Source organism: Acinetobacter thutiue (genome assembly GCF_030385805.1).
Classification (GTDB): Bacteria; Pseudomonadota; Gammaproteobacteria; order Pseudomonadales; family Moraxellaceae; genus Acinetobacter; species Acinetobacter corruptisaponis.
Genome location: NZ_JAUDZE010000011.1, coordinates 18,834 through 37,898 on the forward strand (window position 1 = coordinate 18,834; position 19,065 = coordinate 37,898).

The following is a 19,065-nucleotide window of genomic DNA, read 5'->3' on the forward strand; positions in this document are numbered from 1 at the left end:
CAAAGTGATATGAGAGAAACCATCCATGAAGCTTCATGCTATTCAAAAGGCGCTTTTACTTAGCTTAGTTCCCACTACTTCAGCTTTTGCCGCAGCTTTAGATCGTTCTGGTCAGTCAATCGCACCTTTTTTACAGCCTAACAATTATTTTGAAGCGGGTATCTCTGTTCTTGATCCAAATGTTTCTGGTCAGGACATTTCAAACAATAATACGGGTGACATGGCAAAACATTATTATTCACCCAACGCCGCATTAAAGATTCAGGCAACAGAACATTTGTCTATTGGTCTTATTTATGATCAGCCTTATGGTGCTGATGCTGAATATACAGGCAAAAGTAACTTTATCGAAAACCGCCCTGTCCCATTTAAAGGTGGTACATCAGTTACAGTAAAAACTGAAAATTTAAACCTACTTTTCGGTTATCAACCCACCCAAAACTGGAACCTGTATGCAGGTGCTGTTTATCAAACACTGGATGCCAACGTATTACTACGTGGTGCAAGCTACAGTGCCTACAGTGGCTATGACTTCAAGACAGGCCGAGATGAAGCTGTAGGCTGGCTAGCAGGTGTTGCCTATCAAATTCCTGAAATTGCCTTAAAAACCTCACTGACATACCGTGCAAAAATCAAGCATGAAATGAATGCCTATGAAAAGCATGCTATTGCGGGTCTGACAGGTAATGCTGGATTCGATGCACTCCTAAATAATATTAATAATTCTCAGGGTGAAACAGACATCACCACACCACAATCGATCAACCTCGATTTCCAGACGGGCATTATGGCAGACACGGTTGCATTTGCGAACCTACGCTGGGTGAACTGGAAAGATTTCGCTATTCGTCCTTATAAATTTGGCGCAGCCTCCATTCTCCCTCCTATTGTTGCCTCAACAGGGAAGAAAGATGGTTTTGACCTTGTAGCCTATACTGACGATCAATATTCAATTACCACGGGTGTGGGCCGTAAACTGAATGATCAATGGGCGGGCAATGTCTCTGTGGGCTGGGACTCTGGTGCAGGTAATCCTGTGACTACACTTGGTCCAACGGAAGGTTACTGGAACCTTGGCCTGGGTGTTCAATATAGCCCTACTCCAGCAACTTTCATCGCTGGTGGAGTGAAATACTTCTGGTTAGGTGATGCAAAAGCCCAGTCAGGCTCTCAGTTCAACACACCAGGTTATGTGGCTGACTTTAAAAATAATGATGCAATCGCGTACGGTTTAAAAATTGGTTATAAATTCTAATTTTGACCGATCAAAACAAAGGGTACATGATGTGCCCTTTGTTTTATCCAGTTTTCTGTTATTAAAATTAAAAACAGAAAATCTCAGGTTTATTCTGGAATATTACGCTGAGATACTGAACGAATCGCCTGCTTTAATGCTTCATAACCATGCAGTGGTGGAAACTGTGGAAATTCAGCAATCACATTTTCTGGCGCATCAAACAGGAAACCGTGATCAGCCTCACCCAACATGGTTGTGTCGTTGTAGGAATCACCAGCAGCAATCACGCGGAAATTCAAACCATGTAGTGCTTTTACAGCTTGACGCTTTTGATCTGGTTGACGCAGTTTATAGGCAGTAATCATGCCATTTTCATCTGTCTCAAGCTTATGACAGAAAATTGTTGGCCAGCCTAACTGCTTCATCAATGGATGGGCAAATTCATAGAATGTATCAGATAAAATAATCAGTTGAAAATGAGTGCGCACCCATTCAACAAATTCTCTTGCACCCTCAAAAGGCCCCATGTCTGCAATAACGTCCTGAATATCATTTAAACCCAAACCATGTTGTTTAAGGATGTTTAAACGCTGGGTCATTAATACATCGTAATCTGGAATATCACGAGTTGTTGCCTCGAGTTCTTTAATGCCAGTTTTCTTTGCAAAATTAATCCAGATTTCTGGAACCAAAACCCCTTCAAGATCTAGGCAGACGATTTCCATGAATGCTTCCAATGTTGGTTAAAAATTGCTGTATCATACCATTAACATTTTCAATTTTGCGCTGTTGTTGAATAAAACGGTTTTATTCTGCAAGATTAAAACCACAAGCAGGCCAACAGCTTTGCTTATAATGATTTACAATTGTGCCCAAGCCTATCGCCAGGAACATTCATGACTGTTATTCCTACTATTGACCTTGTAGATGCGCTCGCTGCTGAATACGCAGACAAATCGCCACGAGAAATTTTAGAACTCGCACTTAGCCAGCAAGGTGAGATTGCAATTTCATTTTCGGGTGCGGAAGATGTTGTGCTGATTGATATTGCCTCACGTCTTGGCAAACCCTTTCGCGTGTTTAGTCTGGATACAGGTCGTTTGCATGCGGAAACCTATCAATTTATTGAAACGGTCCGTAAGCACTATAATATCAATATTGAAATCTGCTTCCCTGAATCCGCAGCAGTACAACAACTGGTTAATGAAAAAGGGTTGTTTAGCTTTTTTGAAGATGGGCATCAGGAATGTTGTGGTGTTCGAAAAGTGCAGCCTTTGCGTAAGAAACTTGCCACTTTAGATGGCTGGATTACAGGGCAACGTAAGGACCAGAGTCCAACCCGCAGTGATGTTCCCGTGGTTCAGGCCGATGTCGGTTTCTCTGGTGAGGGTAAACAACTGATTAAATACAATCCGCTTGCCAACTGGAGCAGCGCGGACGTATGGAGCTACATCCGCATGATGGAGATTCCATACAACCCACTGCATGAACGTGGATTTATTTCAATTGGCTGTGAACCATGTACCCGCCCAGTGCTGCCAAACCAGCATGAGCGTGAAGGCCGCTGGTGGTGGGAAGAGGCAACCCATAAGGAATGTGGCTTGCATGCGGGCAATCTTAAAAAATAAGCTATAACAGATTTGGTATATAAAAGCCACTGATTCATCAGTGGTTTTATTTTTTCTGACTACTGTGTACAAAGTCATATTTTAACCAGAACAAACCGTATATACTTCACACAACGGTTCAATAATTCTAATAAGAATTATAGGGTCTGCTGACATTTCACCTTGCGAGCTTTCAGCTCTCATTGCGACAGAGGACATTTTTTAGACGGTACAAGGCATGACTTATGAGATTTAGCTATTCTAAATAAATAAGGCATAACGCAGTAGCGGCAAAAAATGTCCCTGTCCCGCAGGGTTATGGCTAAAACTGCCCCAAACTTCGTTATGAAACTTGACAAGGGTATCGCCATTGCCTGCATTTCATGCCTCGTTTGTGTGGTTTTAGCCTATAACGCAAGGCATGGTTGAAACGTCATCAGACCCTACAAGTATCTTATAAAAAATGCAATGAGAGGCTATATCTGCTATGCGCCCATTACACCCAATCGATTTCATTTTTCTTTCCTTAGAGAAAAGACAGCAACCTATGCATGTAGGTGGCTTGTTTTTATTTGAGATTCCAGAAAATGCATCGCCTACTTTCGTTCATGACCTGGTTCAAGATATCCGCCAATCAAAAAGTATTCCTGTTCCACCATTCAACAACCAGCTCAATGGGCTGTTTTGGGGAGAGGATGAAGAGTTCGATATTGACCACCATTTCCGCCATATTGCCTTGCCAAACCCAGGCCGTATCCGTGAATTGCTGGTTTATATTTCACAACAGCATAGCTCACTGATTGACCGTGCCAAACCGTTATGGACCTGCGACATTATTGAGGGAATTGAAGGCAACCGCTTTGCCATGTACTTCAAGATCCATCATGCGATGGTGGATGGTGTTGCAGGTATGCGCCTGATTGAGAAATCACTTTCCAAAGATCCAAATGAAAAGCATGTCGTACCATTATGGTGCGTTGAAGGAAAGCGAACTAAACGCTTGAAAGCACCTAAAGCCCCTGCTGTCAGTAAAATCAGGGGAGTTCTGGATACCATAAAATCCCAGTGTGAAGTTGCGCCTAAAGTGATGCAGGAACTTTCACAAACGCTGTTTAAGGAAATTGGTAAGAACCCTGACTATGTGTCAACATTTCAGGCCCCACCGTCAATTTTAAACCAACGTGTCAGCTCTTCCCGTCGTTTTGCTGCACAGTCTTTTGAGCTGGAACGTTTCCGCCGTATTGCCAAAACACTGGGCGTTACCCTTAATGATGTGGTATTGGCGGTATGTTCTGGTGCATTACGTGACTATTTGATCAGCCATGACAGCCTGCCGAAAAAACCTTTAATTGCGATGGTGCCTGCTTCTTTACGTACTGATGATTCTGATGTCAGCAACCGTATCACCATGATTCTGGCTAACCTTGCGACCCACATTGCAGACCCGATTGAACGTTTAGAGATTATTCGCCGTAGCGTGCAGAACTCAAAACAGCGTTTTAGCCGCATGACTGCAAATGAAATCCTGAACTATAGTGCGGTGGTATATGGACCAGCAGGTTTAAATATCGCATCAGGAATGCTCCCAAAACGTCAGGCATTTAACCTTGTGATTTCAAATGTTCCAGGCCCACGCGAACCTTTATACTGGAATGGTGCAAAACTTGATGCACTTTACCCTGCTTCCATCGTGATGGACGGTCAGGCACTCAACATCACCATGACCAGTTATCTGGACAAACTGGAAGTTGGCTTACTTGCGTGTCGTAATGCATTGCCTAAGATGCAAAATCTTCTAACCCATTTGGAGGAAGAGATTCAGCGTTTTGAACAGGCGATTCAGGACCTGCCAGAACAGAAAGTTGCGAATTAAGTTCGCAGAAAAAATTAAGGGGCTTTACATAGCCCCTTATTTTTTAATTGCACGACAACGTTGTAAAAGCTGATGACAGGCGGAACGGATCATGGCCGTGGTAATCTGGACCTCTTTACCTTGGCTATCAACCATATAGCACGTATTTACAGGGTTACTGTCCAAAACATGCTTAAAACCGTGATTCACTAATCTTTCACTGACATTCATAGTTATATACCTCTTATATTTTGCTAAGACACCCAATAGTGCCTATGGCTCATTTTATTGTTCTAGTATTTAAAATTTGTGATCGAAAGTAAAATTTCAGTTGTAACAAGGCTTAAGCGAAATATTGTTACAACTTTAGCTTAAAATGATATCGTATTGCTCTTGCGTATACAAATTTTCAACCTGAAATTTAATCACGCGATTGATGAAATGTTCCAGATCCGCCACGGCTGGGGCTTCTGCTGTGAGCAGCCGATCAATGACTGCTGGATGCGCAACGACAGTAAAGCCACCCTTGGAATCAAATGCACGGGCATAGCGCAGGATTTCTCGAAATATTTCGTAACATACTGTCTCCGCGGTCTTCACATAACCACGCCCCTGACAGGTTGGGCATGATTCACACAGTAAATGTTCCAGAGACTCGCGGGTACGTTTGCGGGTCATTTCAACCAGACCAAGTTCCGAAACCTGAGTAATCTTGGTCTTGGCATGATCCCGTTCCAGCATCTTTTCAAACTGACGCATCACCTCATCACGATGTTCGGCTTCCTGCATATCAATGAAGTCGATAATGATAATTCCGCCAAGATTACGCAGACGCAGTTGTCTTGCAATGACCTGTGTGGCTTCCATATTGGTCTTAAACACAGTGTCCTCAAGACTCCGTCCACCAACATAGGACCCCGTATTGACATCAATCGTGGTCATGGCTTCGGTCTGGTCAATCATCAGGTAACCACCAGACTTGAGTGCCACACGCGTTTGCAAAGCTTTCTGTAGATCATCCTCAACGTTGTATAAGTCAAACAGTGGTTTTTCGCCAGGATAATGAATCAGCCGATCCTGCATACTTGGCATAAATTCATCGATGAACTCTTGTAGCTTGCCATAGATTTCCCGCGAATCGACATAAATCTTGGCGGTTTGTTCACTGGCCAAGTCACGCACCACCCGACGTGGTAAAGGTAATTCCTCAAAGATCAGGGATGGAACAATAGTACTTTGTTGGGTACGTTGAATATATTCCCAAAGCTTGGCGAGATAGCACATATCCTGCACAATCGCCGCTTCATCCACTCCCTCTGCGGCGGTTCTAACAATCACACTACCTGGCAGTTGATGCTCCGCCTGAATACGCTCAATCATGCTGCGTAAACGGTCACGTTCCTCTTCGGACTCAATGCGCTGGGAAACCCCAATATGGTTGCCAAAAGGCATCATCACCAAATAACGTGATGGAATGGAAAGATCTGTGCTGAGTCGGGCACCTTTAGTGCCAAGCATGTCTTTCATGACTTGAACCGTCAGGATTTGCCCTGGGTGTAGCAACTCAAAAACGTTGGGGGTTGGCTGTGAACGCGGCCACACCATATCATTGATATGTAAAAAAGCGGTACGGGATAAACCAATATCAACAAAGGCAGCCTGCATTCCTGGCAGTACCCGCACCACCTTGCCCTTGTAAATATTACCCACTAAACCGCGCTTTACCGTACGCTCAACGAATAATTCATTAACCGTTCCATTTTCAATCAAGGCCACGCGACATTCCATCGGCGTGACGTTAATCAGCAATTCTTCTGCCATAACCAACTCAAAATTTTATAAAAATTCTTATATCCGAAAGTATCAGCCTGGTAATTTTATACTGAGGCCTTAACGCTTTCTAATAACTGTACTGTCTCATATAAGGGTAAGCCTACAACATTACTATAACTTCCCCGAATCTGTGGAATATATTGTGCGGCAATTCCCTGTATCGCATAGGCACCTGCTTTCCCTATCGGTTCGCCAGTGGCCCAGTATTTTTCCATTTCTGCATGACTCAAACGCTGGAACTCAACCTGGGTACGCACTACGGTGCTCAAGATTTTCGAGCTGCTTGCCACACAGATTCCAGAGTAGACATCATGCCATTGTCCAGAAAATGCTGACCAGATTTCAAAGGCATGCTGCTTTGACTCTGGCTTTCCAATAATTTCTCCAGCAAAACTTAAACTGGTGTCTGCCGCAATCACAATCGCTTCAGGGTACTGGTTTAAAACAACCTGAGCCTTGTCCCTCGCCAAACGTTCAACATACTGTTCAACAGTTTCACCATCCTGCACAGACTCATCAACATCTGGACTATAAATATCAAAGTCCAGACCGAGTTGCCTTAAAAGCTCCTGCCGACGGGGTGAGCTTGATGCGAGAATTATATGCGCCATTTATGTAAACAATAATAAACCAGAGGCCACGTCACGATACTGGTCAGCACGGGCTGCCAATGACGCGCAATCGAAAAATGTGTCCCTGCAATGGTCTGGCTGATCCACAAAAAAATGATATGCGTCACAATGGCAATCACCGCAATCACCCATGAATTTCCAAAAGTGAGGATACGGCGTTCACGAATAAAATAACGTGTCGCAAAGGTAATGAATACAAAACTCAGTGCATTTAAACCGAAAGGTGCATCCAGCAGCAAATCAACAAACAGTCCCATGCCGAATGCAAACCAGACCCCACACCAGACAGGCTGATAAAGAATCCAGAACAGCATGATCATCAGCATCACTGATGGGCGCCAGCCTGAAGCTTCATAGGCCATTGGGTAGACCATCAGGATTGATCCGATCACGATGGAAATGATGATCATCCAAAGCGGGTCTTTGCGCTTCTCATAATTCAGCTTAGCGATCGGCATAAGGCTGCTCCTGCGCCAAGGATTCAGAGAACAGCACCACCACATGATGACCACTTGCAAGCTGGGCCGCTGGTGTCACATCAATTTCGGCAAACTCACCCGAAGTATGACGGCTCACCTTAGACACAGTTCCCACTAAATAACCCGCTGGAAAATGTTCGCCCAAGCCTGAACTAAACACCTTGTCGCCCACCTGAATATTGGCACTGGTGGGTACATACTCCATTTTGAGCTGTCCCAAATCACCTGTACCCGAGACGATTGCACGCATCCCCGTACGCTCCAAACGTACAGAGAGGGAGTGTTCCTTATCAGACAGCAACATCACCCGAGAACTGTGCGGATAGACACTAATCAACTGCCCCATAATGCCTTTATCATCCAGAACAGTCTGGCCCACCTTTAAATGGTCCAATGAACCACGGTTGATAATGATGATATGGCGTAAAGGGTCAGCATCGGTTCCAATCACTTCCGCAATCTGCATACGGCCATCAATAATCAATGGCGTATCCAAAAGCCCCCTTAAACGGTTATTTTCCGCAGAGAGTTCTGAAAGTTTTTGTAGACGAACCTGTGCCTGTAAGAGTTCAGCCTGCATCGCGGTATTTTCACGGCGCAACTGGGTTTCAGATTTGGTCTGTTGGTTCAGCCATTCTCGCGACAGTACAGGATAGCTCGCCAGCGCATAAATCGGATTATACGCGGCGTACAAAACATCCCTTGCAGGTTGAATTACATAAGGCATGCGCCAGTCAAAGAAAAGCACCACCAGGCATGTAATGACCGCAATGATAAACGAGCGAAAAGATGGCGGTTGTCTTGAAAAAAGATTCGGTTGCACCGCCTAGTCCTTATGGTTTAACCAACGAAAAGCATGTCATGGTTTGGGTTGTCAAAGAACTCTAAGACTTTACCGCCACCACGGGTGACGCAGGTTAAAGGATCATCCGCAACAATCACAGGCAAACCCGTTTCCTGGGCAAGCAGTTTATCGAGGTTACGCAACAACGCACCACCACCCGTCAACACAATACCACGCTCTGCAATATCCGAAGACAGTTCAGGCGGGGTTTGTTCAAGCGCGGATTTCACTGCACTCACAATACTTTGCAAAGGATCAGAAATCGCCTGGGTGATTTCATCAGAAGTTACGGTAATCGCACGAGGTACCCCCTCTGCCAGATTACGACCACGCACTTCAATTTCAAGGGTCTTGCCATCAGCAATCGCCATGCCCACTTCTTTCTTGATCACTTCGGCTGTGGTTTCCCCGATCACACAACCGTGCGCCTTACGAACGTAGTTGATGATCTGCTCATCAAATACATCACCACCGATACGAAGTGAATCTGCATAGACACAACCCTGTAATGAAATGATTGCAATCTCGGTCGTACCACCACCCACATCCACCACCATCGAACCACATGCCTGTTCAACTGGCATACCCGCACCAATTGCGGCAGCCATCGGCTCTTCGATCAAACGCACATCACGCGCGCCTGCATTGAACACAGCCTCACGAATTGCACGACGCTCAACCAATGTTGATTTACATGGCACACACACCACCACACGCGGTGCTGGTGGAAATAAACGCTTTTCGTGCACCTTACCAATAAACTGGTTCAACATGGTCTCGGTGACTTCAAAATCGGCAATCACACCGTCTTTCATTGGACGAATCGCTGAAATATTCGCTGGTGTACGGCCTAACATTTGTTTAGCATCAATTCCTACAGCCGCCACAATTTTTTGTGAGCCACTGTGACGAATGGCCACAACTGTTGGTTCATTTAATATAATGCCACGGCCTGGTGCATAAATAAGGGTATTTGCAGTACCTAAATCAATGGCTAAATCCGGCGAAAACAAGCCAATTAGTCGTTTTAGAATCACGGGGGCGTTCTCAATTAAACTTTGTGTGAATACAAGGTGGCAACTTTAACGAAATGTGATGCTTTGAACAAGTCAATCGCTTATTATAACGCACGATATTTTGCAATTTTTTGATACTGAATTAGGTAAAGTTATGTCTACATCATCAGATGCTCAGCAGACGACGGACTTAAATGCACAAACCGTTTCAGGGATTGCGCATCTTGCCCGTTTATCCCTAGATGAAACGCAATCTGCTGAATATGCTCAAAGTTTAAATAAAATTCTTGGCATGATGGAAAGCTTGAAAAACATTAATACCGATGATGTTGAGCCTTTAAAAAGCCCATTTGACAATCCACAGCCTTTACGCACCGATGTGGTGAGTGAAAGTAATCACCGTGATGAATATCAGGCGGTCGCCCCTGCAACAGAAGCAGGTTTATACCTTGTACCTCGCGTAATTGAATAAGATTTATTCGATTAGTCAATATTTTATATTTAGAATGTAAAGAAATTTTTCATATGACAGATTTACATCGCTTATCAATCCGTGAACTTTCCGAGGGCTTAAAACAGGCCCAGTTTTCATCACGTGAATTGACCGAACATTATTTAAAACGTATTGCCCATATTGACCCAAAAGTAAAAAGTTATGTGACGGTCACAGCAGAACAGGCACTTGCAGAAGCTGATGCGGCTGATGCGGTGCTAAAGTCAGGCAATGCACATGCACTAGCTGGTATTCCACTGGCACATAAAGACATTTTTTGTACCCAAGGCATCAAAACCACTGCGGGTTCAAAAATGCTGGATAACTTCATTTCACCTTATGATGCAACTGTGGTTGCCAAAGCCAAGGCTGCGGGTCTTGTGACTTTAGGCAAGGTGAACATGGATGAATTCGCCATGGGTTCAACCTCTGAAAACTCTTACTTCGGTGCAACCTCCAACCCTTGGGCGCTTGATCGTGTTCCAGGGGGATCGTCTGGTGGTTCTGCTGCGGCTGTGGCTGCGGATTTAGCACCGATTGCGACAGGAACGGATACTGGTGGTTCAATTCGCCAACCTGCCTCATTCTGTGGCTTAACGGGCTTAAAACCGACCTATGGTCGTGTGTCTCGCTTTGGTATGATTGCCTATGCATCATCACTGGATCAGGGTGGTCCAATGGCACGTTCTGCCGAAGACTGTGCTTATTTGATGAATGTGATTGCAGGTCATGATGCCAAAGACTCAACTTCAATCAACAAAGAAGTGGATGATTATGTTGCCAACTTAAATGGCACAGCTGTGAAAGGCTTACGCATTGGTATTCCAAAACAATACTTCAATGTTGCTGGTTTAGATGCAGATGTAAAAGCACGCGTTGAAGAGTCATTGAAAAAGTTAGAGGAAATGGGCGCAACCTTGGTTGAGATTGATCTCAACATGACTGAAGCCTATGTGCCGACTTATTACCTCATTGCTCCTGCGGAAGCATCTTCCAACCTGTCTCGTTACGATGGCGTTCGTTATGGCTATCGCTGTGACAATCCAAAAGACATTTTAGACCTGTATAAACGCTCACGCTCTGAGGGTTTTGGTGCGGAAGTGCAACGCCGTATCCTGATTGGGACTTATGCCCTTTCTGCGGGTTATTACGATGCCTATTATGTCAAGGCACAAAAAGTACGTCGCCTGATCCAGCAAGATTTCCTTAAAGCATTTGAAAATGTTGATGTGATTGCTGCACCATCCGCACCAACCACGGCGTACAAAATCGGTGCCAACCTCAGCCCGACTGAAATGTATTTAGGCGATATCTATACGCTTGCGGTGAACCTGGCAGGTCTACCAGCGATCAACGCTCCTGTTGGTTTTGATCAAGACAGCTTGCCTGTGGGCTTACAGTTGATTGGTAACTATTGGTCAGAATCACAATTGCTTTCAATTGTGCATCAATATCAACAACATACAGACTGGCACACCAAACGTGCGGCAATTGCTGAGGAGAATGCATAATGGCTGAAGCTCAAAAGTTAAAGTTAATTGACGGTTGGGAAGTCGTTATCGGGATTGAAATCCACACTCAGTTGGCGACAAAATCAAAAATCTTCTCAGGTTCATCGACTGAATTTGGTCAAGACCCAAACACCCAAGCCAGCCTTGTTGATTTGGCAATGCCAGGTGTCTTGCCAGTATTAAATGCAGAAGTGGTTGATCTTGCGATTCGTTTTGGTTTGGGTATTGATGCCTATATCGACCAAGCGTCTGTGTTTGCACGTAAGAACTACTTCTATCCTGACTCTCCGAAAGGCTACCAGATCAGCCAGATGGACAATCCAATTGTTGGCTTGGGTCATATCGACATCCAGCTCGAAGATGGCACAACCAAACGTATTGGCGTGACCCGTGCCCATCTTGAAGAAGATGCAGGTAAATCGGTCCATGACCAATTCGAGGGCATGTCGGGTATCGACCTGAACCGTGCTGGCACGCCTTTACTTGAAATCGTGTCTGAACCTGATATGCGCTCGGTTGAAGAAGCGGTTGCCTATATCAAGGCGATTCACACGCTTGTGCGTTGGTTAGGTATTTCTGACGGCAACATGGCTGAAGGCTCATTCCGTGCCGACTGTAACGTGTCATTACGTCGTCCAGGTCAACCTTTCGGTACTCGTTGCGAATTAAAAAACCTCAACTCATTCCGTTTCATTGAGCAAGCGATCAACGTCGAAATTGAACGTCAAATGGAAATTTTGGAATACGGCGGCGAGATTGATCAGGAAACCCGTTTGTTCGATCCGAACAAGATGGAAACCCGTTCGATGCGTTCGAAAGAAGAAGCGAACGACTATCGTTACTTCCCTGATCCAGATTTGTTGCCAGTCATTATTGCCGATGAACAGATTGAAGCTGCTCGTGCTGCGCTTCCAGAGTTGCCTGCTGCGCGCCGTGCCCGTTTTATGGCTGACTTTGGCGTAACGGAATATGATGCGCATGTATTGACGCTGTCCCGTGAAATGGCGGACTTTTATGAAGCGGTTGTGGCTGCTTCTGGTGGTGCCGCTCAAGGTAAAGTGTCTGCAAACTGGGTGATGGGTGAATTCTCAGGTGCTTTAAACAAGGCAGGCTTAGAATTGACAAACTCTCCTGTTTCTGCTGAGCAATTGGGCGGCATGATTGCGCGTATTGTCGATAACACCATTAACGGTAAAATTGCCAAGCAAGTGTTTGGCTTTATGTGGGAAGCAGAAGGAAAATCTGCGGATGACATTATTGCTGAAAAAGGCCTGAAACAGGAAACTGATACAGGTGCGATTGAAGCGATTATCAAAGAAGTGCTTGCAGCCAATGAAAAAATGGTTGAAGAGTACAAGTCTGGTAAAGAAAAAGCCTTTAACGGTCTGGTTGGTCAAGTCATGAAAGCTGCAAAAGGTAAAGCCAACCCAGCTCAAGTGAATGAATTAATGAAGAAATTGATTGGTTAATGATTGACTAACCAAATTCCTTTATGCGATAAAACCTCATAGAAATATGGGGTTTTTTATTTATTGAGACAATATGAAAATACAATTATTTTTTAAAGAAAATAGTGAAACAAATATTCCTGATTTATCTATATACACAAATTACCTAATAGTTTTATCCCATAACCGTTGGGATGATTATGGTTTTAAAGTAACATTTGACATACAAATTATAGACTATTCCTCGAATCCACCATTACGTCTAAAGATAGGGTCTATAAAACTAGGATACAGAGGTCAGACAGAATCTAATCCTATTTCCTCTCATTCATTTTTTAATGATTATTTTTCTAAAGAAGAAAAGGATCGTTTACTTGACTCACTACCTGATAGTTTTTTCTCTCTTCCAGAATATGACTCATATTATTCTGATATCAACAATATTTTCTCTAACAACACAATATTAATAAATCAATATTTTAAAATTATTAAAGATGTCTTAGTTAATAAGCTCCAAGAAAGAATATTGACAGAAGAAGTTTTTAAAAAAGCATTTCAAAGAACTATGTGTTTCTCTTCACATGAAGAATTTCAGTGGCTTTACTTACGATCAAAACCTCTTGATATTTTTTCCTCACAAATAGAAAGAGCAAATAAAATATTGAATGCAGATTATCAAGATTCTCTTGAAGATGAAATTTATATAATGTTGCATGGTTTTTTGATTGCAACATTAGAAAACTACTTATCTAACACCTTTATTAAAACAGTTATGTCTTCAGATGATCTTATTTTAGAGCAAGCTAGTAAAGATGGAAAAATTAAAGATAAAAAATTCAAAATTTATGATTTAGTAAAAGGTAAAGACTTACTCAAACAAGAAGTATTACAAGCATTACAAGAAATGTCTTTCCATAACGTTGAAACTGTTATTCCAATGTTTAAAGATATTCTTAAATGCCATTTACAAGATTTAACTTGGTTAAAAGAGGCTGTTGAAATTAGACATGATTGTGCTCATCGCGCAGGATATACTAAAGATCAGAAAAAGATCATAATCCCCAAAGAAAACCTAGAGAATTTAATTGAAAACATAGTTAAATTTGTTAGGGAGATTCAAGAACAAGTTTATGTCGATCCAAAGTATTTAAATGATGTTATGGATTAATTCATAAAAAACACATGTCTTCTCTAAACTTAAAAACTTAAGTTAGATTAACATTCAAAGCTATTTTTATATATGACTTTACCTCCCCCTCCTAGGGAAAGGTAAAGTCAAGTTACTTCACCACACCCAGCTTATTCCAAATATCAGGTGTTAAAAAAGTCGTGACTAACTTATTTAAATCAATATAACGCAATGTGCCTTGCAACTGCTGTCTGACCGCTGGGTCTTTGACAATATCCTGCCCTGCACTCTGACCTAATTGCTGAAAAGCCTCACCAACCGCTTGAATCCCCTCAGTCTGAATCACGGCTTTGGTCTGTGTCGAACACTGCTCCACAATCACACGCTGTAAAACCTGCGCCAATTTCTGGTCTAACTGATCTTTTTGCTCAGGCGTGACATTACTAAAAGACTTTAAATCAGGATGCGCAGCCAAAGCGGTAAAAGTCCATTGCAAAACCGTAGTTTTATCGGCTGCTGTCGTTGCCTTAACCAAACAATCACTGAGTTGATCGACTGTTGGCCCTGCCATTGCCACTTGGCTTGTACCCCACAAACCTACAGCCATCAACACAAAACGGCTCAAATGAGAAAATTTACGAAAGGCAGAAATATAAGACATCAGCAAAGTTCCAAAAACACAATCATTGTTCTTGTACCACGGCAGCTATCTAATTACCTGTTCATCTCTGTAATTTTCAGCCCTTAAAACTTTGGCAAAATGTAAAAATAGCCAACCATTTCATCTCAATGCTCTGAAACTTACTCCTGACCTGTATAATCCCAATTCACAGGAATATTCGGCTGTTTAGGCACTTTATTCAGATCAATATTCAAGTTGCGGCTGCCCTGATAGGATTTCTCATTTGAATCCGAAGCTGGTGATACATCCAGACGATAATGATAGCGAAATTGCCATAACATAGGTTTAAGTGGACGTATATCCAGACTCAAACCATCCTCATCATGGCACTTACCTTTTGAACTTTCATAATCCTGCTCAGAAAAACAAGCCCGTATCATGCGACTAAAACTGAATGGATAATTCTCAATAAACCGATGCTCATCGCCCGAATCCTTGAGTTCATAAAAACTGGCCCGTTCTATATTTGCCCCACCACCCGAATACATTTCAGAAAACTGGTCTATTATTGCAATTGCATAACGCTGTTGAGTGAGTGGAAAAAGTTTGGGAAATATATATTGATTATGATGACCATCTTCAGTTGCGACTGTCACAATATTCCATTTTCTGACCAATTTAAATCCCAAAGCTGTAGGCTTAAACTGTGCAATATCATTACGGCTCGATAAAATCCATAAATTCTGGTCTGGAGTTTTTAGGCTACGCCATTGCACATCTTGCTGGCATAAATCTTTGGCCTGTTTACAGAGTTGATCTTGCTCAGTTTGGCTGAATTGCGCTTTTTTAAATTCCAGAATCTGTAAAGGTGCAGCAAAAGCCGAGGTCGCCAGACAGCCCAAAATCCCTGCAAGCATGATATAGCCAAATATCGTTTTATTTTTAATCATAGGAAAATTTCCTGTGTGCTTTATCATTCGGCCATTTTATTTAACCACACTTTCAATCAAATCCAGTTCCCAAACCCCACCTGCCGCCAAGCCCTTGCACATGCCTGTCCACATATCTTTGGTATGTACAAATTTCTGCCCATCCCAAAGCCATTCATCACTTGACCAGCAGTCTCCAATCCCCCGTCCTTTTTGTGAGCTACTGATTATCCCATCCCCAAAACCTGAGGCATGTTCAGTCACAAAGGCCGCTTTTCCTGCTAAAGACTCATCCAACACCCAGGCTCCATACCCCTCATTATATGCTCCACGCCAGCATAGGGTCATTGCCAATACTTTTTTATTGCTTAATTTGTAAAGTTCAATCGACTGAGTTTTTATGCCATCACTAGTATAAACTCCCTCACAAAAACCATCTTCTTTGGGTCCGGGTTGTGCTGCCATCAATGATTTATACACTGACTGATACTGCTTATTATTAGGTTGTAGGGTTAAATAAGGTTTGCTGGCTGTTTTAACCTGTTTCACCACCAATTTCGGTTGGGCCGCTAAAACTTTTGCTTCGTTTATTTTTCCTTTCCTGACCAATGCCCCTGTCGTTCCAACACGTTTCTGAAAATCATCCATTTTCAATAATGTTGCGGTCATACCCGCATCCGAAATATTCCATTGCAGTCGGTTGTTTTTAAATACTATGTCTGCTTTTCCACTAGCCTGTTGCAACAATCCATTCATCTGTGCTGCGGTCAATCTACCCATAAGTGGAAATTCAGTGCCATCCAACAAGACAGGCCCTAAATCCTTGCCACTGACATAAAAATGAATATTTTTAAGCTGATTTTTTGGAATGGGCGGTTCGATAAAACCATCACCTAGCGCAAACTCACCTGTGACTTGCTGAGCTTTGCCCGCCTGACGTGTCAATAAGATTGATGCTGGATAATCATCACTGGATTCATTGTGATAGCCCGCAGCTCGACAGGTTCCTGTATTGCTACAGTAAATTTCCCATTCCTGATGACTAAAGGAAATGCCTTTGATTTCCTGGGCAAAAGCCATAGAGCTCATGGCAAGCAAATAGCACAGTGGCAATATCTTTTTCATGGCTTTCATTTCCCTATTCAATTTATTATGCAATGTTAGAATTTTAAACAAGTTAGATCGTATGTTCTTGTATGAAAGCGTATGTTATTTTAGGGAAATTAAAGTCACACTGGACAAATCTTAGCAGCATCTGGCTGGAACAATTTTAAACTTCTATCATTTTACCCATTAAATCATGTGGTTTGAGATTTTTGGCTTTCCTTGAGCAAATTCAGGAAATGCTCTATTCGAATATTGTTTTCCTTGGCTCGGTAAATGGCATAAATCGGGGCAATACATGGTTTTTTCGCTTCCAGCGTTCGATAGACAATCTGCTTATTCCAGAAGTCCTGAATAGAGGCAGGTACGATTGAAAGTCCAATGCCAGCCGCAATCAGGTTTAGGCTTGAGGTTAAACGCGGTGCCTCCTGTACAATGTTGGGATTAAAACCCGCCTGATAGCAATTTGCCAGAATATTATCAAACAGGTCCTGTCCTGCCAAACGTCGATAAAGCACAAATTCATAAGGTTCCAAATCTACCAGACGGATTGCGCCCTCCTGACTCGCCAATGGATGATTATTGGGCAGGGCTACAATCAGGGGTTCATCCAGCACATGCAGGCTTTGTACTTCGGCATGAATGGGTGCAGGTTTGCGTAAAAACACAATGTCCAGTTTTTCATTGATTACTGCATCGGTTAATGCACTGCTGCTATCCTCTTCCAGATGAATGGCAACTGCTGGAAATTGTTCACGGAACTGGCGTAACACCGCAGGTAGAAATGGATGCAGACCTGCCGAGTTGGTAAAACCAATATTGAGTTGCCCCTCCAAACCTTGTGCAATATTTTTTACCCTTTTTGGTATTGACTGGGCATGAGCCAGAATGGTGATCGCTTCCTGATATAGCACCTTGCCCGCTTCTGTTACCTCAACCCCACGTGGCAAGCGTTTCAGCAAAGTGGTGTCCAGTTCCTCTTCCAGACTTTTAATCAGTCGGGTTAGTGGCGGTTGCTGCATGTGTAAGCGAACAGCAGCCCTAGAAATATTACTTTCCTCAACCACTGCAACGAAAGCATTCAGCTTATGGATGTCCATTTCATATACTCAAAAAGTATGGTTTATGCAGAAAATAGCATTTGTGAATATAGCATAAATCTTCCATGCTATTTCCAGAATAGATGAAAAGTCAGGTAAATCCAATGAAAGTCCAAACCCTATCAATAGAGCGTGAACCATTCGCAAATGCTCCTGATTACAAGGCACTTTTTATGGGTTTTATGAAGTTAGGCTTGATGGGTTTTGGTGGTGTTCTACCATTGGCACACCGCATTATTGTTGAAGAGCATAATTGGCTGGATGAAAGTCAATTTACCGACCTGCTGGGCGTGTGTCAGTTATTGCCTGGGGGTAATATCATTAATATGTCCGTTGCGATTGGCATGGAGTTTCAGGGCATAAAAGGTGCGATCAGCTCGGTACTTGGCTTAATCTCGGCACCCACTGCAATCGTGCTGATCCTCTATCAGGTGTACGAATACTTCCAGTATTTACCTGCGGTCAAGCATATGATTCAGGGGCTGGCAGCCGCAGCAGCAGGGTTGTTGTTTGCGACTGGCCTTAAAATGCTCAGGCCAATTTTAAAAAGCTATTTGACCTTTTTTACCATTCTACTGACCTTTGTATTTATGCTCTGGATCAAGCTTCCACTGGCACTGACCTTATTTATTTTGCTTGCAATGAACATGCTGGTATTGGGAGTGAAAAAGTCATGATTTTGCTGTCACTTGCAATCGTATTTACTCAACTGTCACTGCTTGCTTTTGGTGGTGGCAATGCCATTCTTCCTGAAATGCAGCATCAGGTGGTAGCAGTTCACCACTGGATGACGGCGGAACAGTTTAGTTCACTGTTTGCCATGGCACAGGCGGCACCTGGACCAAACATGATGATTGTGCCTTTGGTGGGATGGCATGTGGCAGGTACAGCAGGTTTGCTTGTCACCTCACTCGCCAAGTTTGGCCCCTCTTCCATTATTACGATTTATGCACTTAGGTTTTGGCAACGTTTTAAGGCACATCCTTTACGGGCACGTTTTGAGAAAGCCCTTAAACCAATTACTGTCGGTTTGGTTCTGGTCAGTGCATGGCTGATTGCAGATGCCTCCGCACAAAACCTGCTACTGGTGATAATCGTAATTGTGACCGCGATTCTCGGGATGTTTAAAAAAGTTCATCCGCTCTGGGTTATGGCACTGGGTGCTGGACTTGGGATGTGCTTGCTGTAGTCATAAAAAAACCTGCTGATGCAGGTTTTTTTATTATTGA

At 43.2% G+C, this 19,065-nt stretch carries 20 protein-coding genes; 9 read left to right on the top strand and 11 right to left on the bottom strand.

The window, feature by feature from the left end; all coding sequences use genetic code 11:
- The first annotated feature begins 25 nt into the window (after positions 1–25).
- Positions 26–1,255, top strand: coding sequence for an OmpP1/FadL family transporter (locus QTA56_RS16280; RefSeq protein WP_267982038.1), 1,230 nt, complete (start codon positions 26–28; stop codon positions 1,253–1,255).
- Positions 1,256–1,344: 89 nt separating this feature from the next.
- Here QTA56_RS16280 and thrH read toward each other — a convergent pair whose 3' ends face one another.
- Positions 1,345–1,962, bottom strand: a complete 618-nt coding sequence (gene thrH, locus QTA56_RS16285; protein WP_267982039.1) for a bifunctional phosphoserine phosphatase/homoserine phosphotransferase ThrH — start codon at positions 1,960–1,962, stop codon at positions 1,345–1,347.
- A 171-nt stretch (positions 1,963–2,133) separates the two neighbouring features.
- Between thrH and QTA56_RS16290 the strand changes: the two genes are divergently transcribed.
- Together QTA56_RS16290 and QTA56_RS16295 are read left to right on the top strand one after the other, a co-directional pair.
- Positions 2,134–2,865 (top strand): phosphoadenylyl-sulfate reductase, encoded by a 732-nt coding sequence (locus QTA56_RS16290; protein WP_267982040.1) that lies wholly within the window; start codon positions 2,134–2,136, stop codon positions 2,863–2,865.
- Between the two features lie 466 nt (positions 2,866–3,331).
- Entirely contained in the window at positions 3,332–4,717 is a 1,386-nt protein-coding gene (locus QTA56_RS16295; protein WP_267982041.1) for a WS/DGAT/MGAT family O-acyltransferase, read from the top strand.
- 36 nt (positions 4,718–4,753) lie between these two features.
- Here QTA56_RS16295 and QTA56_RS16300 read toward each other — a convergent pair whose 3' ends face one another.
- The 6 genes from QTA56_RS16300 to QTA56_RS16325 form a co-directional block, all read right to left on the bottom strand.
- The gene (locus tag QTA56_RS16300) at positions 4,754–4,927 is read right to left on the bottom strand and encodes a PA1571 family protein (RefSeq protein WP_004681609.1); all 174 of its coding nucleotides are present in this window, start codon (positions 4,925–4,927) and stop codon (positions 4,754–4,756) included.
- A 135-nt stretch (positions 4,928–5,062) separates the two neighbouring features.
- Positions 5,063–6,517 carry a ribonuclease G gene (gene rng / locus QTA56_RS16305; RefSeq protein ID WP_267982042.1) on the bottom strand — a complete coding sequence of 485 codons (1,455 nt, stop codon included), beginning with the start codon at positions 6,515–6,517 and terminating at the stop codon, positions 5,063–5,065.
- Between the two features lie 56 nt (positions 6,518–6,573).
- On the bottom strand, positions 6,574–7,140 hold the full coding sequence (locus QTA56_RS16310) for a Maf-like protein (RefSeq protein WP_267982043.1): 567 nt from the start codon (positions 7,138–7,140) through the stop codon (positions 6,574–6,576).
- Positions 7,128–7,619 carry a rod shape-determining protein MreD gene (gene mreD / locus QTA56_RS16315; protein ID WP_267982044.1) on the bottom strand — a complete coding sequence of 164 codons (492 nt, stop codon included), beginning with the start codon at positions 7,617–7,619 and terminating at the stop codon, positions 7,128–7,130. Before mreD ends, QTA56_RS16310 begins: the two co-directional genes overlap by 13 nt.
- Positions 7,606–8,463: a rod shape-determining protein MreC gene (gene mreC / locus QTA56_RS16320; protein ID WP_267982045.1), complete on the bottom strand. Its 858-nt coding sequence runs from the start codon at positions 8,461–8,463 to the stop codon at positions 7,606–7,608. Before mreC ends, mreD begins: the two co-directional genes overlap by 14 nt.
- Positions 8,464–8,480: 17 nt before the next feature.
- Entirely contained in the window at positions 8,481–9,521 is a 1,041-nt protein-coding gene (locus tag QTA56_RS16325; protein WP_087546531.1) for a rod shape-determining protein, read from the bottom strand.
- Between the two features lie 133 nt (positions 9,522–9,654).
- On the opposite strand from QTA56_RS16325, the gene gatC reads away from it, so the two are divergent.
- From gatC to QTA56_RS16345, 4 genes are all read left to right on the top strand, one after another.
- Positions 9,655–9,972 (top strand): Asp-tRNA(Asn)/Glu-tRNA(Gln) amidotransferase subunit GatC, encoded by a 318-nt coding sequence (gatC, locus tag QTA56_RS16330; protein ID WP_267982046.1) that lies wholly within the window; start codon positions 9,655–9,657, stop codon positions 9,970–9,972.
- 53 nt (positions 9,973–10,025) lie between these two features.
- A complete protein-coding gene (gatA, locus tag QTA56_RS16335; RefSeq protein WP_267982047.1) occupies positions 10,026–11,504 on the top strand; it encodes an Asp-tRNA(Asn)/Glu-tRNA(Gln) amidotransferase subunit GatA in 1,479 nt (492 codons plus the stop codon).
- The gene (gatB, locus tag QTA56_RS16340; RefSeq protein WP_267982048.1) at positions 11,504–12,973 is read left to right on the top strand and encodes an Asp-tRNA(Asn)/Glu-tRNA(Gln) amidotransferase subunit GatB; all 1,470 of its coding nucleotides are present in this window, start codon (positions 11,504–11,506) and stop codon (positions 12,971–12,973) included. Before gatA ends, gatB begins: the two co-directional genes overlap by 1 nt.
- 73 nt (positions 12,974–13,046) lie before the next feature.
- On the top strand, positions 13,047–14,120 hold the full coding sequence (locus QTA56_RS16345) for a hypothetical protein (RefSeq protein ID WP_267982049.1): 1,074 nt from the start codon (positions 13,047–13,049) through the stop codon (positions 14,118–14,120).
- A gap of 112 nt (positions 14,121–14,232) precedes the next feature.
- Here QTA56_RS16345 and QTA56_RS16350 read toward each other — a convergent pair whose 3' ends face one another.
- The 4 genes from QTA56_RS16350 to QTA56_RS16365 form a co-directional block, all read right to left on the bottom strand.
- Positions 14,233–14,742 (bottom strand): hypothetical protein, encoded by a 510-nt coding sequence (locus QTA56_RS16350; RefSeq protein ID WP_411956112.1) that lies wholly within the window; start codon positions 14,740–14,742, stop codon positions 14,233–14,235.
- A 140-nt stretch (positions 14,743–14,882) separates the two neighbouring features.
- Positions 14,883–15,620, bottom strand: a complete 738-nt coding sequence (locus QTA56_RS16355; RefSeq protein WP_411956113.1) for a hypothetical protein — start codon at positions 15,618–15,620, stop codon at positions 14,883–14,885.
- A gap of 69 nt (positions 15,621–15,689) precedes the next feature.
- The gene (locus QTA56_RS16360; RefSeq protein ID WP_267982052.1) at positions 15,690–16,766 is read right to left on the bottom strand and encodes a DUF1176 domain-containing protein; all 1,077 of its coding nucleotides are present in this window, start codon (positions 16,764–16,766) and stop codon (positions 15,690–15,692) included.
- 164 nt (positions 16,767–16,930) lie between these two features.
- Positions 16,931–17,836, bottom strand: coding sequence for a LysR family transcriptional regulator (locus tag QTA56_RS16365; RefSeq protein WP_267982053.1), 906 nt, complete (start codon positions 17,834–17,836; stop codon positions 16,931–16,933).
- A gap of 104 nt (positions 17,837–17,940) precedes the next feature.
- Here QTA56_RS16365 and QTA56_RS16370 point away from each other — a divergent pair, with 104 nt between their 5' ends.
- On the top strand, positions 17,941–18,513 hold the full coding sequence (locus QTA56_RS16370; protein WP_267982054.1) for a chromate transporter: 573 nt from the start codon (positions 17,941–17,943) through the stop codon (positions 18,511–18,513).
- Positions 18,510–19,025, top strand: coding sequence for a chromate transporter (locus QTA56_RS16375; RefSeq protein WP_267982055.1), 516 nt, complete (start codon positions 18,510–18,512; stop codon positions 19,023–19,025). Before QTA56_RS16370 ends, QTA56_RS16375 begins: the two co-directional genes overlap by 4 nt.
- The last annotated feature ends 40 nt before the right edge of the window (positions 19,026–19,065 follow it).

Excerpts from the sequence above, each read along its gene's own strand:
- QTA56_RS16345 (WP_267982049.1), top strand. The coding sequence starts at position 13,047 with ATGAAAATACAATTATTTTTTAAAGAAAATAGTGAAACAAATATTCCT.
- QTA56_RS16310 (WP_267982043.1), bottom strand. The coding sequence starts at position 7,140 with ATGGCGCATATAATTCTCGCATCAAGCTCACCCCGTCGGCAGGAGCTT.
- QTA56_RS16350 (WP_411956112.1), bottom strand. The coding sequence starts at position 14,742 with ATGTCTTATATTTCTGCCTTTCGTAAATTTTCTCATTTGAGCCGTTTT.
- QTA56_RS16365 (WP_267982053.1), bottom strand. The coding sequence starts at position 17,836 with ATGGACATCCATAAGCTGAATGCTTTCGTTGCAGTGGTTGAGGAAAGT.
- thrH (WP_267982039.1), bottom strand. The coding sequence starts at position 1,962 with ATGGAAATCGTCTGCCTAGATCTTGAAGGGGTTTTGGTTCCAGAAATC.
- QTA56_RS16295 (WP_267982041.1), top strand. The coding sequence starts at position 3,332 with ATGCGCCCATTACACCCAATCGATTTCATTTTTCTTTCCTTAGAGAAA.
- QTA56_RS16370 (WP_267982054.1), top strand. The coding sequence starts at position 17,941 with ATGAAAGTCCAAACCCTATCAATAGAGCGTGAACCATTCGCAAATGCT.
- QTA56_RS16355 (WP_411956113.1), bottom strand. The coding sequence starts at position 15,620 with ATGCTTGCAGGGATTTTGGGCTGTCTGGCGACCTCGGCTTTTGCTGCA.
- gatC (WP_267982046.1), top strand. The coding sequence starts at position 9,655 with ATGTCTACATCATCAGATGCTCAGCAGACGACGGACTTAAATGCACAA.
- QTA56_RS16280 (WP_267982038.1), top strand. The coding sequence starts at position 26 with ATGAAGCTTCATGCTATTCAAAAGGCGCTTTTACTTAGCTTAGTTCCC.
- QTA56_RS16300 (WP_004681609.1), bottom strand. The coding sequence starts at position 4,927 with ATGAATGTCAGTGAAAGATTAGTGAATCACGGTTTTAAGCATGTTTTG.
- QTA56_RS16375 (WP_267982055.1), top strand. The coding sequence starts at position 18,510 with ATGATTTTGCTGTCACTTGCAATCGTATTTACTCAACTGTCACTGCTT.
- rng (WP_267982042.1), bottom strand. The coding sequence starts at position 6,517 with ATGGCAGAAGAATTGCTGATTAACGTCACGCCGATGGAATGTCGCGTG.
- QTA56_RS16360 (WP_267982052.1), bottom strand. The coding sequence starts at position 16,766 with ATGAAAGCCATGAAAAAGATATTGCCACTGTGCTATTTGCTTGCCATG.
- gatA (WP_267982047.1), top strand. The coding sequence starts at position 10,026 with ATGACAGATTTACATCGCTTATCAATCCGTGAACTTTCCGAGGGCTTA.
- mreD (WP_267982044.1), bottom strand. The coding sequence starts at position 7,619 with ATGCCGATCGCTAAGCTGAATTATGAGAAGCGCAAAGACCCGCTTTGG.
- gatB (WP_267982048.1), top strand. The coding sequence starts at position 11,504 with ATGGCTGAAGCTCAAAAGTTAAAGTTAATTGACGGTTGGGAAGTCGTT.
- QTA56_RS16290 (WP_267982040.1), top strand. The coding sequence starts at position 2,134 with ATGACTGTTATTCCTACTATTGACCTTGTAGATGCGCTCGCTGCTGAA.